18 protein-coding genes are annotated in these 16,052 nt (G+C 63.3%); 8 read left to right on the top strand and 10 right to left on the bottom strand.

Annotated elements, in window-relative coordinates; translation table 11 throughout:
- Positions 1–17 precede the first annotated feature (17 nt).
- Positions 18–767, top strand: a complete 750-nt coding sequence (truA, locus tag LB545_RS04305; RefSeq protein WP_140685595.1) for a tRNA pseudouridine(38-40) synthase TruA — start codon at positions 18–20, stop codon at positions 765–767.
- Here the strand turns inward: truA and LB545_RS04300 are convergent.
- Both LB545_RS04300 and dapE read right to left on the bottom strand, forming a co-directional pair.
- Complete coding sequence (locus tag LB545_RS04300) at positions 755–1,384, bottom strand: transporter (RefSeq protein ID WP_140514320.1); 630 nt, start codon at positions 1,382–1,384, stop codon at positions 755–757. The two genes, truA and LB545_RS04300, sit on opposite strands and share 13 nt — an antisense overlap.
- Before the next feature lie 5 nt (positions 1,385–1,389).
- Positions 1,390–2,583, bottom strand: coding sequence for a succinyl-diaminopimelate desuccinylase (gene dapE / locus LB545_RS04295; protein WP_140685596.1), 1,194 nt, complete (start codon positions 2,581–2,583; stop codon positions 1,390–1,392).
- Positions 2,584–2,712: 129 nt separating this feature from the next.
- Between dapE and LB545_RS04290 the strand changes: the two genes are divergently transcribed.
- Positions 2,713–3,750, top strand: coding sequence for a 2-dehydropantoate 2-reductase (locus LB545_RS04290; protein ID WP_140514317.1), 1,038 nt, complete (start codon positions 2,713–2,715; stop codon positions 3,748–3,750).
- 73 nt (positions 3,751–3,823) lie between these two features.
- Here LB545_RS04290 and LB545_RS04285 read toward each other — a convergent pair whose 3' ends face one another.
- The 3 genes from LB545_RS04285 to dapD all read right to left on the bottom strand — a co-directional run bounded on the left by LB545_RS04285 (position 3,824) and on the right by dapD (position 5,435).
- The gene (locus tag LB545_RS04285) at positions 3,824–4,201 is read right to left on the bottom strand and encodes a DUF805 domain-containing protein (RefSeq protein WP_224646216.1); all 378 of its coding nucleotides are present in this window, start codon (positions 4,199–4,201) and stop codon (positions 3,824–3,826) included.
- The gene (locus LB545_RS04280; protein WP_140655284.1) at positions 4,194–4,508 is read right to left on the bottom strand and encodes a DUF805 domain-containing protein; all 315 of its coding nucleotides are present in this window, start codon (positions 4,506–4,508) and stop codon (positions 4,194–4,196) included. The genes LB545_RS04285 and LB545_RS04280 overlap by 8 nt, the downstream gene beginning before the upstream one ends.
- Positions 4,509–4,580: 72 nt before the next feature.
- The gene (dapD, locus tag LB545_RS04275; protein ID WP_140491451.1) at positions 4,581–5,435 is read right to left on the bottom strand and encodes a 2,3,4,5-tetrahydropyridine-2,6-dicarboxylate N-succinyltransferase; all 855 of its coding nucleotides are present in this window, start codon (positions 5,433–5,435) and stop codon (positions 4,581–4,583) included.
- A gap of 146 nt (positions 5,436–5,581) precedes the next feature.
- On the opposite strand from dapD, the gene LB545_RS04270 reads away from it, so the two are divergent.
- Positions 5,582–6,427, top strand: a complete 846-nt coding sequence (locus LB545_RS04270) for an LOG family protein (protein ID WP_140491453.1) — start codon at positions 5,582–5,584, stop codon at positions 6,425–6,427.
- A 100-nt stretch (positions 6,428–6,527) separates the two neighbouring features.
- Here LB545_RS04270 and LB545_RS04265 read toward each other — a convergent pair whose 3' ends face one another.
- Entirely contained in the window at positions 6,528–7,238 is a 711-nt protein-coding gene (locus tag LB545_RS04265; protein WP_224704492.1) for a pyrimidine 5'-nucleotidase, read from the bottom strand.
- A 160-nt stretch (positions 7,239–7,398) separates the two neighbouring features.
- Here LB545_RS04265 and LB545_RS04260 point away from each other — a divergent pair, with 160 nt between their 5' ends.
- From LB545_RS04260 to LB545_RS04250, 3 genes are all read left to right on the top strand, one after another.
- Positions 7,399–8,160, top strand: coding sequence for a GGDEF domain-containing protein (locus LB545_RS04260; protein ID WP_140491457.1), 762 nt, complete (start codon positions 7,399–7,401; stop codon positions 8,158–8,160).
- A 188-nt stretch (positions 8,161–8,348) separates the two neighbouring features.
- On the top strand, positions 8,349–8,519 hold the full coding sequence (locus tag LB545_RS04255; protein WP_224704490.1) for a hypothetical protein: 171 nt from the start codon (positions 8,349–8,351) through the stop codon (positions 8,517–8,519).
- Complete coding sequence (locus LB545_RS04250; protein WP_224704488.1) at positions 8,516–9,955, top strand: GMC oxidoreductase; 1,440 nt, start codon at positions 8,516–8,518, stop codon at positions 9,953–9,955. The genes LB545_RS04255 and LB545_RS04250 overlap by 4 nt, the downstream gene beginning before the upstream one ends.
- Before the next feature lie 133 nt (positions 9,956–10,088).
- On the opposite strand, the gene LB545_RS04245 is transcribed toward LB545_RS04250, so the two are convergent.
- The 3 genes from LB545_RS04245 to LB545_RS04235 all read right to left on the bottom strand — a co-directional run bounded on the left by LB545_RS04245 (position 10,089) and on the right by LB545_RS04235 (position 13,307).
- Entirely contained in the window at positions 10,089–11,063 is a 975-nt protein-coding gene (locus LB545_RS04245; protein ID WP_224704487.1) for an amino acid ABC transporter permease, read from the bottom strand.
- Positions 11,060–12,364: an NAD(P)/FAD-dependent oxidoreductase gene (locus LB545_RS04240; protein ID WP_224704486.1), complete on the bottom strand. Its 1,305-nt coding sequence runs from the start codon at positions 12,362–12,364 to the stop codon at positions 11,060–11,062. Before LB545_RS04240 ends, LB545_RS04245 begins: the two co-directional genes overlap by 4 nt.
- Positions 12,365–12,542: 178 nt before the next feature.
- Entirely contained in the window at positions 12,543–13,307 is a 765-nt protein-coding gene (locus LB545_RS04235; protein WP_224519058.1) for a transporter substrate-binding domain-containing protein, read from the bottom strand.
- 315 nt (positions 13,308–13,622) lie between these two features.
- On the opposite strand from LB545_RS04235, the gene LB545_RS04230 reads away from it, so the two are divergent.
- Positions 13,623–14,243: an Lrp/AsnC family transcriptional regulator gene (locus LB545_RS04230; RefSeq protein WP_224680500.1), complete on the top strand. Its 621-nt coding sequence runs from the start codon at positions 13,623–13,625 to the stop codon at positions 14,241–14,243.
- 41 nt (positions 14,244–14,284) lie between these two features.
- Here LB545_RS04230 and phhA read toward each other — a convergent pair whose 3' ends face one another.
- On the bottom strand, positions 14,285–15,121 hold the full coding sequence (gene phhA, locus LB545_RS04225; protein WP_140514307.1) for a phenylalanine 4-monooxygenase: 837 nt from the start codon (positions 15,119–15,121) through the stop codon (positions 14,285–14,287).
- A 137-nt stretch (positions 15,122–15,258) separates the two neighbouring features.
- Between phhA and LB545_RS04220 the strand changes: the two genes are divergently transcribed.
- Positions 15,259–15,735, top strand: a complete 477-nt coding sequence (locus tag LB545_RS04220; RefSeq protein WP_140491470.1) for an Lrp/AsnC family transcriptional regulator — start codon at positions 15,259–15,261, stop codon at positions 15,733–15,735.
- The last annotated feature ends 317 nt before the right edge of the window (positions 15,736–16,052 follow it).

Here is a 16,052-nt window from a genome sequence, read left to right as displayed (position 1 = left end):
GCGTATAGCCGCCCGGCATGCCGCGTTTTCGCCTCGACATCGAATATGACGGCAGCTTGTTTGCCGGCTGGCAGCACCAGGCGGACCAGCCTTCGGTGCAGCAGGCGATCGAGCAGGCGATCGAAAAATTCTGCGGCCAGCAGGTCCGCTTGCGCGCTGCCGGCCGCACCGATGCGGGCGTGCATGCGACGGCCCAGGTGGCGCATGTCGACCTGGCCAGGGCCTGGCCGGACGACAAGGTGCGCGACGCCGTCAACGCGCATCTACAGGCCGCCGGCAACCGCATCGCGATCTTGAAAGCAACGACCGTCGTCGACGGCTTCGATGCCCGCTTCTCGGCTATCGGCCGTCACTACCTCTACCGCATCCTCAACCGGCGCGCGCCCTCGGCGCTGGAAAAGGGCAAGGTATGGTGGGTGCCGAAGCAGCTTGACGCCGCTGCCATGCACGAAGCAGCCAAAGTGCTGCTCGGGCGGCATGATTTCACCACCTTCCGTTCCACGCAATGCCAGGCCGAGAGCCCGGTGCGCACGCTCGACCGTCTTGACGTCAGCCGTTCGGGCGACATGATCGAAGTCAGAGCCTCGGCGCGTTCCTTCCTGCACAACCAGGTGCGCTCGATGGTCGGCTCGCTCAAGCGCGTCGGCGAAGGCGCATGGACGGCCGGCGATCTCAAGGCGGCGCTCGAGGCGCACGACCGCGCCGCCTGCGGCCAGGTGGCGCCGCCCGACGGGCTTTTTCTGATCGGCGTCGATTATCCCGGATAGAGTCCCGAAAGGCTCTGAGCTCCGGTGTCCGGAACCGTGATGCCAAGCAGCGCCTGCAGCCCGAACAGCACGATCAGCGAAGCGATGAACATGCCAACGAAGACAGCGGTCCCGATTGCGGCCCCCCTGCCGATGGTCGCGTTGGTCATGCGCCAGGTCAGCACCATCGACAGCGCGAACAACAGCAGCGACACAAGGCTGGAGATCTGGCTCGCCGAGGTCAGGAAAAGCCTGATCAGCGCGGACGGCAGCATCAGCCAGGCGGTGATGGCCGAAGCCCAGTTCGAGGCCACGACATAGTGCACGAAGCGGCCGCCGATGCCGGCGCGCGGCGCGACCAGAGCGAGTGCGACCAGAGGCAGCACCCAGGAACCGATATCGACTGTCGCCAGCCGCAACAGCATGCTGAAGCGGCCCGCGAAGGCATCGGGATCGCCGATCTCGTTGGCGATGCCGACCCAGCCGACGATCAATGCCGGCGCCGCGACGACGATGGCGAAAAAGGAATTCCAGAAACCATCGGCAGACAGGTCGAGCAGACGCAGGCCATCGGCCCTGCCGAGCATCAGTCGCCAGGCGCCGGTCAGCGAAACTTGGGTCTCGTCCGCCGAAAGCATGCTGCTCAGTCCTGTCCGAACCAGTCTTCGATGAAGCGCTGATAGATTTGCGTCAGCGTCTCGAGATCGGCAAGGGCGACGCGCTCGTCGACCATGTGCATGGTCTTGCCGACCAGGCCGAATTCGACCACCGGGCAATAGTCCTTGATGAAGCGCGCATCCGACGTGCCGCCGGAGGTGGACAGCGCCGGCGCTCTGCCGACTACCGTCTTGACCGAGCCGCTCAATGTCTCGATCAGCCTGTCGTCGCGGGTCAGGAAGACATGGCTCGGTCTGTCGCGCCAGACGAGTTCGTAGTCGACCGACATCTCCTTGCCGGGCCGGTATTTCTTGCGGCCTGCCGCCTGGTCGAGACGGTTGTGAATTTCGGCCTGTATGGTCTCGGCGGTCCAGCTGTCATTGAAGCGGATGTTGAAGGTGGCGGTCGCCTTGGCTGGAATGACGTTGGTGGCCGGGTTGCCTACGTCGATGGATGTCACCTCCAGATTGGTCGGCTGGAAATCCTTCGTGCCCTCATCGAAGACGGGATGCAGCAAAGCATCGACCAGGCTCATCAGCCCGCGTACCGGATTGTCGGCAAGCAAGGGATAAGCGACATGGCCCTGGCGGCCATTGACGATGACGTCGCCCGACAGCGAGCCGCGCCGGCCGATTTTTATCATGTCGCCGAGCGCAGCCGGGTTGGTCGGCTCGCCGACGATCGATGCATCCCATTTCTCGCCCCTGGAAGCCGCCCATTCGAGCAGCTTCGTGGTACCGTTGATGGCCGGGCCTTCCTCGTCGCCGGTGATCAGCAGCGAGACCGAGCCCTTCGGGCCGCCATTCGTCTCGACATGGCGCGCTATCGCGGCGATGAAACAGGCGATGCCGCCCTTCATGTCGACCGCACCCCGGCCATACATCTCGCCATTGGCGATCTCGGCGCCGAAGGGCGGATGCGTCCAGGCGGCTTCGTCGCCGACCGGCACCACGTCGGTGTGTCCGGCGAACATCAGATGCGGGCCATTGCCGGAGCGCCTGGCATAAAGGTTCTCGATATCGGGCGTGCCCTCTTCCGAAAACACCGGGCGATCGACGAGGAAGCCGAGCGGTTCCAGCATCGTCTGCAATGCTGTCAGCGCACCGCCTTCGGCCGGCGTCACGGAGGCGCAACGGATGAGGGCGGCGAGGTTTGCGGCGGGATCGGTCGGCAGCGTCATGGCAAAAGCGATAGTCGAAAGCTGAAGGCCTGTCACGGCCAGACGTAGGGGCCAGTCCTATGACCGGCGATACCGCCGACATTATGGTTTTCATGTCGTATAGTCGTGGGCCCGGTGCGGAGCGACAGGATGGCAAACGGGGGCAAGAGAATCGTCATTGCCGGCGCCGGCAGCATCGGCTGCTATGCCGGCGGCTGTCTGGCGCTCGCCGGGCGCAAGGTCATCCTGCTGGCCCGGCCGCGCGTCGAGGCGGCTCTGCGGCAAGGCGGATTGCGGATCAGCGACCTTGAGGGCCGCGATCGAGGCCTCGAGCCGCAAGCGCTTGCCGTCACCACCGAACCAGCCGCTGCCTTGCCGCAGGCGGGCGTGATCCTGGTCACCGTCAAGAGCGGCGCGACGCGGGAGATGGCTGCGCTCATCGCCGCCCACGCCCCGCCGGACGCCGTGGTGGTGAGCCTGCAGAACGGCATCGACAATGCCGACAGGCTGCGCGCCGGTGTCGGCGGGCGACCAGTGCTGGCCGGCATGGTGCCGTTCAATGTCGTGCAGTCGGCCGACGGCGAATTACCGCTGCGTGTCCACCGCGCCAGCGACGGCAAGGTCATGATCGAGGACAGCGATGCCGGTCTGATCAGCCTTATCGGCGTCGAAGGGTTCCGGGTTGAAGTCCATGCCGACATGAAAGCCGTGCTGTGGGGCAAGCTTTTGATGAATTTGAACAATGCGCTGGTGGCGCTTTCGGGCCTGCCGCTGGCGAGCGAGCTTGCCGACCGGCGCTGGCGGCTGATCCTGGCAAGACAGATCGACGAGGCGCTCCAGGCCATGAAGGCGTCGGGCATCGAGCCGGCGCGGATCGCCGGCTTGCGGCCGGCGCTGTTGCCGATAGTGCTCCGCCTCCCCGATTGGCTGTTCAGGCTGCTGGCGAGGCGGATGCTGGCCATCGACCGGGAGGCGCGTTCCTCCATGTGGGACGATCTGCAGCGCGGCCGGCCGACGGAGATCGGCGATTTGCAAGGCGCCGTTCTTCGCCTGGCGCAAGAAGCGGGCACGCCGGCGCCGACGGTCCGACGGATCATCGCCCTGGTGCGTGAGGCGGAAGCGGCCGGCTGCGGATCGCCCGGTTTCAGCGCGGATCAGGTCGCCGCGCCTGAAGCGCGTCGCGTCTGAATGAATTCAGGCGAAGCGGATCAGGCCTTCATTTTCATGCATACCGTCAGTAGCGTATCGCGATGATGGGCGCTCAGGGTTCGGCCGGTGCATTGGTGCGCTTGCCATAGCGGTTGGGTCCGGGCTTGCCCGGAAACAGGCAAAGCACGACGAAGGCGACGATCGAGACGACCGGCACGAACAGGATCAACGCCGCGATGCCGGGCTTGTCGAGGTCGTGCAGCCGCTTCACCGCCAGTGCGATGTTCGACCACAGCGAGGCGATGAAGGCGATGAAGAAGACGAACGACCACATGTTGCTCTCGGGCGAGCCTTCCGGCACCAGCGTGAAACGATAGAGCGGGAAGGCCTGGATGATGGCCACGAGCAGCCCACCAAGAAAATAGGCCGCGCGGCTGACGCGGCCCGATGTCTTGAAGAAAAGCCAAGTAAGGTTGGATCTGTCAGGCAAGCGGGTCCCGTCCATATTGATTGACACCCTGGGCGCCTTCGAGAACGCCGAGACCGATCAGCGTCCACCAGCCCGACTTGTCGCGGTCGTGCCAGCGTTTTGCATAGAGAGCAATCGCGAAATAGATCGACGCCAGCGCGACGAGCATGCCGATCCTGCCGCCGCCTGCGGTCGTGAAGCGCGTGCCGAGAATCGCATCGAGAATGAAGACAACAATACCGATGACGATGAATATACCGATGCCGGCCCAGAACTTGGCGCGATTGATGCGGCTGTCGAAGCTCGTCAGCAGATATTTCCAGTCCATGTCACCCCTCCATGTTGAACCGGCGCGACCGATCGTCGCGCCGGCGGAAGGTGCGCCCGCTTTCCAAAAAGATCAATCGCGCAGCAATTCGTTGATCGACGTTTTGGACCGGGTCCTGGCATCGACCCGCTTGACGATGACCGCGCAATAGAGACTTGGACCCGGCTCATTGTTCGGAAACGGCTTGCCAGGCAGCGAACCGGCTACGACGACGGAATTCGGCGGCACTTCGCCGTAGAAGATCTCGCCGGTGGCGCGGTCGACGATCTTGGTCGACTGGCCAATGAAGACGCCCATGCCGAGCACAGAGCCCTCGCGCACGATGCAGCCTTCGACCACTTCCGAGCGCGCGCCGATGAAGCAATTGTCCTCGATGATGGTGGGACCGGCCTGCATCGGCTCCAGCACGCCGCCGATGCCGACGCCGCCCGACAGGTGCACATTCTTGCCGATCTGGGCGCAGGAGCCCACCGAAGCCCAGGTATCGACCATGGTGCCCGAATCGACATAGGCGCCGACATTGACGAAGGACGGCATCAGCACGGCGCCCGGCGCGACATAGGCCGAGCGGCGCACGATCGACGACGGCACGGCGCGGAAACCGGCCTTCTCGAAATCGACGGCGCTCCAGCCGTCGAACTTCGACGGCACCTTGTCCCACCACACGGCCTGGCCGGGACCGCCCTTGATGATCTCCATCGGGTTCAGCCGGAAGGACAAAAGGACGGCTTTCTTCAGCCATTGGTTGACATGCCACTGGCCATCGGCCTGGCGCTCGGCAACGCGGGCGGTGCCGCGGTCGAGCAGATCGAGCGCCGACTGGATGGCGTCGCGTGTCTCGCCTCTGGTCGCCGTCGAAATCGCGTCACGTTCCTCGAAGGCCTTGTCGATGGTCTTTTCGAGGCTCGCCAGATCCGGCTTCGACATGAATTCGCTCCATTACCAGGCTGTTAAGGGGCTGAGCCTTAACCTGTTTTGAAAATCGCGCGGACCCTATGTGAAGGCAGAGTAGGGGTCAATCGCGACTGCGCCATGGGACGGCGCAAGTGAATGAAATGGACGGACCTGACATCATGACACCCATGGAAAAGGCGGGCTGGACGCCGCTGCCGCATTCGGACGAGGATCTGGAGCGGGCCAGGAGCGTGCCGGACACGCCGCAGACGCGCGCCGAGACCTACCGCCTGGCGTGGAACGATCCCGACTTCATGACGCGGCGCGAATTGCGCGCGGTCAGGCTGCAGCTCGAACTCCTGAAGCCGGAGATGATCCTGGCCGAGCGCGGTATCCGCTCGACCGTGGTCCTGTTCGGGGGCGCGCGGCTGCCGGAACCCGGCGGCGAGGCCTGGGCGGCCAAAAACGAGACGCAGAAGAAGAACCTTGAGGAAAACAGCAAATATTACGAGGAAGCGCGCAAATTCGCCCGCCTCTGCTCGCAGCAATCGGCCAGTTCATACTACCGCGAATATGTCGTGGTGACCGGCGGCGGGCCCGGCGTGATGGAAGCGGGCAATCGCGGCGCCGACGATGTCGGCGCGCCCTCTATCGGCCTTAACATCGTTCTGCCGCACGAGCAGGCGCCCAATGCCTATGTGACGCCGGAACTCTGTTTCAACTTCCACTATTTCGCCATCCGCAAGATGCATTTCGTCATGCGCGCGAAGGCCGTCGCGGTGTTTCCCGGCGGCTTCGGCACGATGGACGAATTCTTCGAGACGCTGACGCTGATCCAGACCGGGCGCATGGAGCGCGTGCCGGTGATCCTGTTCGGCAAATCCTTCTGGAAACGGGCGATCGATCTCGACTTCCTCGCCGAGCAAGGCACGATCAGTCCCGGCGACCAGGACATCATCGATTTCGTCGACACCGCCGACGAGGCCTGGGGCATCGTCAGCCGGTTCTATAAGTTAGGGGAGTAAGGGAGTAGGGCAGTAAGGCAGTATATCTAGAATCAAGGGCTGAGAGCGCCCCTCATCTTCCTACTGCCCTACTGCCCTACTGCCCTACTGCCCTACTGCCCTACTGCCTTATCCCCACGACTATCTCCGTCAGAAACCCGGCCAAATCGTCGGTGACGAAGTCGACATCATCTTCCTGCGCCGGATCGCGCTCCCAGATTTCGGAGAATGTCGGCTCGAAATTGCGCGGCACCACCAGGACCGTCGTCATGCCCAGTGACTTCGGCACGGACAGGTTGCGCGCGAGATCCTCGAACATCACCGCATTGTGGCCGGTGACGGCGTGAAGTTCGGCGAATTTCTCGTAGGTCTGGCGCGCCGGCTTGGGGTTGAGCCCGGCGGCGACGATATCGAAGATGTCGTCGAAATGATCAAGGATGCCAAGCTGGCGCGCAGTGCGCTCGGCATGCCTGCGGTCGCCGTTGGTGAAGATGAACTTGCGGCCGGGAAGCTGGCGAATGGAGGTGCCGAGGACGGGATCCGGCACCAGCCAGGAATAGTCGATGTCGTGGACCTTCTCGAGGAAATCGTCGGGGTCTATGCCATGACGCGTCATCAGCCCGTTCAGTGTCGTGCCATACTCCCGATAAAGTTCCTTTTGCAGCTTGCGCGCGTCCTCGCGAGGTAGCGACAGCAGTTCCCCGACATAGGCGGTCATCTTGACGTCGATCTGCGAGAACAGATTCGAATGATGCGGATAGAGCGTGTTGTCCAGGTCGAACACCCAGTCGGTGACATGGGCGAAGCGAGCGGGGTCGGGGTGTGTAGCCATGCGCCCCTTATGGCACGAAACGGACGATCTTGAAGGGGCTTTATCCACAACTTCTACGCGCCGAAAGTGGCAGAACAGTCTCACCGTTCAAATTTTAGGCATCCTGGAAAGGTGGCCTTCAGGGCTTGCTGGCACAGAGGCGGTCCAGTGGGAGCCAGCGATGAGCAGTATAATTCTGAAGTCCGCCACCATTGCTTTCGTCTCCGTCGCGGTTTCGCTCCTTCTGACCCTGATCATCGTCCCCGCCATGGGATTCCCGGTCAACCGCATGATCTGGCTGACCTCGACATTGTGTCCGCTGGTTCTTGCATGGGCGGCCTGCGCAAGCACGTTCTGGCACAGCGACAGGCTGAAGTCGGCGCATCGCGACCTTGCCCGCACGCACGCCCAGCTTGCCGCAGCGCATCGCCGGCTGGCGGAAAAGGCCAGCCGCGACGACATGACGGGCATGCTCAACCGGGAAAGCTTCTTTGCCGTGCTCAACGGCTCCCGGCACAAGCCCGATCGCGGCGCCTTGCTGATCATCGATGCCGACCATTTCAAGATGATCAATGACAGTTTCGGCCATCTGACCGGCGACGACGCGCTGCTCCTGATCGCCAGCGCCATCAAGCGCGGGGTGCGCGACGGCGACGTCCTCGGCCGCATCGGCGGCGAGGAGTTCGGCGCATTGCTGGTCGGAGCCACGGAACGGGAAGCCAAGCGCGTTGCCGAGCACATCCGCCGCGAGGTCGAGCTGATCCGCTTCCGGCCCGTGGACGAGCGGACCATTCCGCTGACCGTCAGCATCGGCGGAACCCTCTGCGACGAAAGCGCCAGCGTGTCGGAGCTGATGCGGGCCGCCGACCGGCGCCTCTACCAGGCCAAACATCGGGGACGCAACCTGGTGATCCTCGACACCGACATCTCCGAGGCGGCCTGAACGGGCTGATCCAGCATATCGGCTTGTTAAGGAGTCTCTAACCCTGTTTGCACTCGGCTGCGCATGTTCCGGCTTGCAACCAGTTTTGGCACGCTTCTGGCTTCGATGATGAAGCATGTGCCGTTCAGGGAACATGCCTGGATGTTCAGGGAACATGCCTGGATAGAGACCCCGTCGAGAGACCTGTCATGAGTTTCCTTATCAAGAAGATATCGCGCCGAATGATCATGCAGACGCTGATCGCGGTGCCTGCCCTGTCGCTGTTCCGCAAATTGCCCGATGCGGGTTCTTCCGAAGCCGCCCCCGATGAGATCGTCGAGGTCAATGGCTGGATCCTGAAGCGGGGCGACCTGGCATGATCTTCGACAGTTATGAGGCGTTTCGCGCCGCGAATTTCACGCCCAGGGTCTGCGTTCTCGGCTCCGGCCCGGCCGGCACCACGATCGCCAGAAAGCTCGGCGCCGCCGGCATATCGGTCGTGGTGCTGGAGGCCGGCGGCAGGGAGTTCAGCGACACCTCGCAAGATTTCTACCGCGGCACCACGGTCGGCGATTTCTATTTCGATCTCGATATCACCCGGCTGCGGTTCATGGGCGGCAGCTCGAACCACTGGGCCGGCTGGTGCCGCGTGCTCGACAAACAGGATTTCGAGCCGAAGGCGTGGGTGCCGGACACGGGCTGGCCGATCCGGCGCAGCGACATCGAACCGTATCTGGGCGAAGTGCGCGACATCCTGGAACTGCCGGATTTCCGGCCGGACGCGCCGGTCTCGGACGACATCCGCTGGGTGCAGCTGATCAAGAGCGGTGCCGTGCGCTTCGCTGAAAAATACGCCGACGAGCTCGACAAGAGCAGGAACATCGCTGTCGTGCTCAACACTTGTGCCACCGAGCTTGCCGGCGACGGCAGACGCGTGACGGGCGCCAGGCTGTGGTCGCAGGGGCAGGATGCCGGCTTCTTCAGCGCCGACTATTTCATCGTTTGTACCGGCGGGCTGGAGAATTCGCGGCTGCTTTTATGGTCGAACCAGCGCTCCGATGGCGGCGTCGTGCCGAACGCGACGGCACTTGGCCGCTACTGGATGGAACACCCGACCTTCCAGGGCGGCAACGCCATCCTGGCCGACTATGGCGCATTCGAGGTCGATGCGGTGAACGAGGCCTTCTTCTCGCCGATGCCGGCCGCGATGGAGCGGCTGCGGATCATGAATTTCGGCATCAGGCTGATCGAGACGCCCTATCCCGGCGTCAAGGACCTGATCGCGGATCTCGCCTGTACGGCGCCCAACATGGCGGAGTGGCTATCGGGCAGGCTCAACCAGAACCTGCGCTGCGCGGCCCAACTCTATGTAGCCTGGGAGCAGGCGCCGCTGGCCTCGAACCGGGTCGAGCTGTCGAAGACCGTGGTCGACCACGCCGGCGTGCCGCGCATCGAGCTGCACTGGAAGAAATCGGACCTGGAACGCCGCACGCTGCTCGAAGGGCTGAGGCTTTTCGGGACGACGCTAGCCCAGAAGAATCTGGGCCGGGTGCGTATAGCCGACTGGATTTCGAACGGCGGCGACTACCCGACGGACGAGGAGACGGCCGGCCACCACCACATGGGAGGCACGCGCATGGGCACCGATGTCGCCACGAGCGTCGTGGATGCCAATTGCAAGGTGCACGGCATGGACAATCTCTATGTCGGCGGCTCCTCGGTGTTCTGCACCTCGGGCCAATGCAACCCGACGACGACGATCACGGCGTTGGCCTGCCGGCTCGGCGAGCATCTCGGCAAGGTGGTCGCCGCCTGAGGGTTCCGCAGTCCCCACTAAATCATCTCATCCCGGCAAAGCCGCGTCACATAATGGCGCGGCCGCCGGAGCGGCTTAAAAGCCGTGGAGATGCGCACCGGCACGGCGGCGACGCAGCTTTCCTGGAATTGTCCTACGCCCGCCGCTCCGACCGGCCAAAACGCCGTTCGAGATAGGCCTGGCCGAACTCCAGCGTGATCGACAGGATCCAGTAGATCATCGAGGCGGTGATCAACATCTCGATATGGCGGAACTCCGTCTGGCCCATGGTGCGGGCGAGATACATGATCTCCCAGACGCCGACGACCGACACCAGGGACGAGTCCTTCAGCATGGCGATGAACTGGTTGCCGGTCGGCGGGATGATGACGCGCATGGCCTGCGGCAGGATGACCAGCGCCATGGTCTGGCCGGGGCTCAGTCCAAGCGCGGTGGCGCCTTCGCTCTGTCCGCGCGGAATGCTTTCGATGCCGGCGCGGAAGATCTCGGTCATGTAGGCGCCATAACACAGCGACAACGCCAGAATGCCGGCCGGCACCGCGCCGATCACGTAACCGACCTGCGGCAGGCCGAGATAGATGATGTAGATCTGCATCAGCAAAGGAAGGCCGCGGAACAACGAGGTGTAGAAAGTGGCCAGCCCGTACACAATGCCGTTTCCGGTCAGTTTGGCGATCGCGCCGACAAGTGCGATGGCTGTCGCGATCAGGATCGAGATCGCCGAAATGTAGAGCGTGGTGGTGACGCCCTGGGTGATCAGGAAGCCGATCTTCCTGGCGATGAAGGCAAGCGAAAGGTCGAAGGAATAGAAGAACAGCATCAGGAGCACGAACAGTTCGATCCAGACGCCGACGATCTGCTGCCGCCGGGGCAAAAGCAGCAGCAGCTTGCAATTCACCAGCACAATGAGCGCGATCAGCACCGCGGAAAGCGCGCGCGACAGGGCAGGGTTGGCCTGCAGCCAGCCGGATGCGACTGGAATCACCGAGCCGATCCAGCTTGACTTGATGCCCATCGCGTAAAGGCCGGCGGCCAACAGCGCCAGCACGAGCGCCCCCGCTGCGCGGCGGGTGATCCCCGGATAGAAGAGCATCAGCCTGCCGATCATGCCGTCACCTTGTCTTTCGTGGCGGCATGACGTTCTCGCCACCAGTCCTGCGCCTGCAATTTCCAGTAGGTGAGTTGCGCGGCCGCCAGGCCGGCGGCGCCGCCGGCCCAGCTCAATCCGAATGGCGCGAACTGCCGGTACCGGTCCGAAACGCCCAGAATGCCTTCCGCAACGATTTTTCCGGCGATGGCCGTGGTGTTGAGACCATGGCCGCCGAAAGCCGTGCAATACCAGACGCCCGGCTGCAATTCGCCGATCTGGGGCATCAGGTGACGGGCATAGGACATCAATCCGGACCAGGCCAGTTCGGTCTTGAGGTCCGCAAGCTGCGGATAGGTACCGATCATCTCGCGGCGCAATTCGCGCGCCAGCGCGTAGGCAGAAGCGGCGCGCGTGGTGATGCGCCCGCCCCACAGAAGGCGATTGCCGCCATCGACCAGCCGATAATAGTCGCCGGCCCGCCGGTTGTCGCCGACCGCGTCCGTGGTCGCAACGGCTTGCGCGATCAGGCGCGGCGCCGGCTCGGAAACCATCACATAGGTCGCGATGGGCAGGAAGGCGCGGTGGAGTTGGGTGAATACCGGGCCGGTGTAGCCGCCGGTAGCCACCACGACGCGAGTTGCCCGAAGCGTGCCCTCTCGCGTGCGCAGCATCTTTTGCGGCCCCGACAGATCACATTGCACGACTTCGGAGCTCTCATGGATGCTGCCGCCAAGCCGCTCGATCTCATCGGCCACGGAACGCAGATAATTAAGCGGATGGATGTGAAAGGCTTTCGGGTCGCGCAGGCCCTGATAGTAGCGAGCCGATTTAAGCACCGAACGGACGTCTTCTCTGCGCAGATATTGAAGCTCGTATCCGTGGTCGCGCGCCGTCTGGTCGGCATAGGCCTTGAGCGCGTCGCCATCGTCGTAGCGCAGGACGCTGACCAGCCCGTCGCGCGGCGTGGCGGCCGATATGTCGAGCGCCTCGATGGTGTGACGCACGAATTCGACGCCCTCGATCGACAGCCGGTGCAGTTGCCGCGCGGCCTCCTTGCCGACGCGCGCGGCAATGGTGTCGCCGCCGGTGGCGAAGCCAGGCGTGACGAAGCCGCCATTGCGGCCGGAGGCGCCGAAACCGACGACCTGGGCTTCGAGCACGGCGACGCGCAGCCCGGAACGCGACAGCTGCAACGCCGTGGTCAGGCCGGCCAGTCCTCCGCCGACGACGGCCACGTCACAGTGCGCCTCGCCGCGGAGCGGGGGCCTGATCTTCCGGTCGATCATGGTGCGGGCGTAGTAGGTGTCCGGATAGGCCATCGGCGACTTTCAACTGCATCCCGCTCGTCAGGAAAAGCGCGTAGCGCTTTTCCCTGGGGAATTGCGCAAGAACAAAGGTTTAGAGAGGGGTGGCGATTGTTTCAAACGCTGCACCGCTCCGGCATCTGACACGTGATGCCCGCCGGTCGCCGAGCGGCGGCCGGCGGGCAATCCAACGTCATTTGGCGCTGTAGTCCTTGCCGTACCATTTCGTGGTCAGCGCGGCGAGCGTGCCGTCCTTCTTCAGCTCGGCGATGATGCCCGAAACCTTTGCGGTCCACTCGGGATCGTTCTTCTCGGCGATGACCACGAGCGGTTCCCGGAAGGCATATTCCCCTTCGAGGATCTTCACGGGATAGCCGTTCTTGATGGCGTTCTGCGCCGTCTGCTCCGGCGCGATCACGGCATTCAGGCGAACGCCGTCGCCAAGCCGCAGGTCATCGAAGGGAAGCATGGAATCGGCGAAGGTGCGGATCTCGCCGGGCTCCAGCTTGTATTCGACGGGAGGCAGGCCGGGCGCGTCGATCTCAAGCTTGCGGCGGATGAAATCCTCCGAGGTGGTGGCCGTCTCGACGCCGATCACCTTGCCGTTGAGATCGGCGACCGACTTCGCGGTGCTGTCCTTGTGCACGACGTAGACATAGGGGCTGTAGTAATAGATGCCGACAAAATCGATCACCTTGGAACGGGCCTTGGTCGGCGTGACCGAGCCGACGCCGAGGTCGTAGCGCCCTTGCCAGCGGCCGCCGGTCAGGGTCGCCCAGTCGGGCGTCTCGAACGAGACCTCGACCCCCAGCCGTTTGCCGATCTCGCGCGAGACATCGATGTCGAAGCCGGCGAGCTCGTTGCTGTCATTGAGAAAGCTTTGCGGCGGCCAGGCGGCGTTGGTGGCGACGACCATCGCCTTCTTCGACGTGACGCGATCCAAAGTTTCTCCGGCCATGGCCGCCGTCGTGATCGCGAATGTCGCGACGGCAAGAATGGCGAAATCGAGCAGTTTCTTCAAAGTTATCCTCCCTTATGGATGCAGCTGAAATGACGGTACCTGCGTCGGGCACCAGTGGTTGTTTCGATCGGCCTCGTCCGCGACGTCTCCGCGGCGTACCGTGGCGTTCGGCTTGCGGATGCAAGTCCAACGCGGCTCGGTGTCGATTTGCGTCCATCGCAGCCGAAGCTGTTCCCCCTCATGGACTGGCGTTTGTGACAGTTGACACTCAGGTCGCGAAAAGCAGGGTTCCACCCGGCGAAATGCCGGATAATGGCAGCCATGCAGTCATTACGTGCCGTGAGGCGGCAAAATGCCGGATATTTGCGCCTTGCGCAGCCTGCACCGGCGGTTCCTGAGGATTGTCGCGGCGGTGGTTCAGCCGATAGGATCGCGCCGAGCGATTGGACGGGTTCCAGGGCGGATCGAAGGAGAGGATTGATTGTGGAATTGACCGAAAAAGATCGCCAGCTGCTCGCGCTGATGCAGAAGAACGCGCGTGAGCCGGTCGCATCACTGGCGCGTCAGCTCGGCGTATCCCGGACTGCCTTGCAGGAGCGCATACAAAAGCTCGAGGCGGGCGGGGTCATCGAAGGCTACGCGGTGCGGCTGACCAAGGAGGCGGCGCAGAATTCCGTCCACTGTTTCACCTTCGCCGCCCTGAACAACAAGAGCTACCCGGACGTCTCCAGGAAGATCAAGGCGATGCCTTCGATCCAGGCGGTCTATGCCATAGCCGGCGAGTGGGACCTGATCATCCATGTCGCGGCCGAGACGCTCGAGAAGCTGAACCGGGAAGTGAATGCGCTGAATGAAATCAGCGGCATCGTCAAAACCGCATCGCATGTGGTGATGGAGACGAAGTTCAATCGCAACATCTATGCCGCACTGTAGGAAGGGCGAGGTTTCGCTCGCCCCTGCCCATCCAAATCCGGCTACACAGTCGCCGGGTCGAGTGCGGGCTCGCCCATGCGGCGAGCGACGATCGCCGCGAAATCGGCGGTCTGGAATGTGTCGCGCAGCGCGTCGAAGGACGGCAGCACGAAATAGACGCGCTGGAACTTGTCGATTTCGTAGCCCGTGCGCATCACCGTTTCCAGGTCGAAAGGCGCATGGTGCGCATCCTTGCTTTCGACCGCGAACTGCAACTCCGTGAAGGATGACATCAGGCCGGCGCCGAAGGCCTTCAGCGGCTGACCACTCTCCTGCATGAGGCCGTATTCGGCCGTGTACCAGTAGAGCCGGCTGATCATTTCGTCGCCGCCCAGCGCGATGATGTCGCCGGCCTTCTGGCCATACATCTGCATGAAGTCGGCGAAGACCGGCTGCGACAGCACAGGCACATGTCCGAAGAAATCATGGAACATGTCGGGTTCGACGATGTAGTCGAGCTCCTGCTGCGTCCGCAGCCAGTTGGTGACGGGGAAACGGCGGCTGGCGAGATGGTCGAAGAAGGGCGCGGCCGGGATGAGCCCTGGCACGGCGACGATCTCCCAGCCAGTCAGCTTACGCAACTTGGCACTGACTTCGTCGAAGTCCGGGATGCGGTCGAGCAGGCCGAGCTTGTCGACGCCGTCGAGATAGGAATGGTGGGCGAGCTTGCGCGTCAGTTTCGTCTGGCGGTCGCACAGTGTGCGCCAGACCGCCTGTTCCTCGGCGCTGTAGTCATAGCCTTGCGCCACGGTGAAATCGGCACGGCAGACCGAGTAGTCGCCGCGCAACCCTTGAGCCGCGCAGTCGCGGGCATATTCGGCAACGCTCATTGTCGTCATGGTTTTCTCCTCGCCAATCTTGAATTCCGGATGTGCCCGAAGTTAACCGGACTTGCGGAGGCAAATCGGTTTTGGTGATGGCCGGAATGAGGATTTTTGGATAACATCCACTCGGAATATGCCATAGCGGAGTGAAAATGCCTCAATTCGACGATTTCGAGATCAAGATGCTCGATATCCTCCAGCGCGACGGACGCAAGCCGGTCTCCGAACTGGCGCAGGAGATCGGCCTGTCGACGACACCTTGCGCGCGGCGCTTCGAGGCGCTGCAGGAGGCCGGCATCATCAAGGGCTTTGCCGCCGTGCTCAGCCGCCGTGCCGTCGGCCTGACGGTCGAGGTGTTCATCCAGGTGCGGCTGGTCAGCCACAGCGACGGTTCGCCCGAGAGTTTCATCGCCGCGGTCCAGCGCATGGACGAGGTATCATCCTGCTGGACGATGACCGGCGACCACGACTTCCTGCTGCATGTCATGGTGCCGTCGGTCGACGAACTCAACGCCTTCGTCATGCACCGGCTGATGCGGCTCGACGGTGTGCGCGACGTCCACACGCAGCTCGTGCTGCAGAACATCAAGGGACCCGGCCACGTGCCGCTCGGACATCTGCGGCGGTGATTGCGCCGGCCAGCATGGGCGGATCACCCATGAAGAGGTCCCGCCATGAAGCTCGTTCTCCATGCGCTGGTATACGGAGATGGACGGCGGCTCTGGTCCGCGAGTCTGGGGATTTCTGACGCGCGATGGCCGGATGAAAGATGGCCGATTTCCGGAGCGCGCCACAGACGCGGAAGAGCAATCGATGGTGTTCGAACGGACGGCATGGAAACCTGCCGTGCTCGCGGCCATGCATTCGCACCGCGCCTGACTTTTTCACGCTGGCCGTTATCAGGCTGCGCGCTACTTCCTGGAAGCAGAGGTGTCCGGCAGGAGGA

Origin of the sequence: Mesorhizobium sp. BR1-1-6 (assembly GCF_020165355.1) — a bacterium.
Taxonomy (GTDB): Bacteria; Pseudomonadota; Alphaproteobacteria; order Rhizobiales; family Rhizobiaceae; genus Mesorhizobium.
This window is presented reverse-complemented; position numbering and strand designations above follow the sequence as displayed.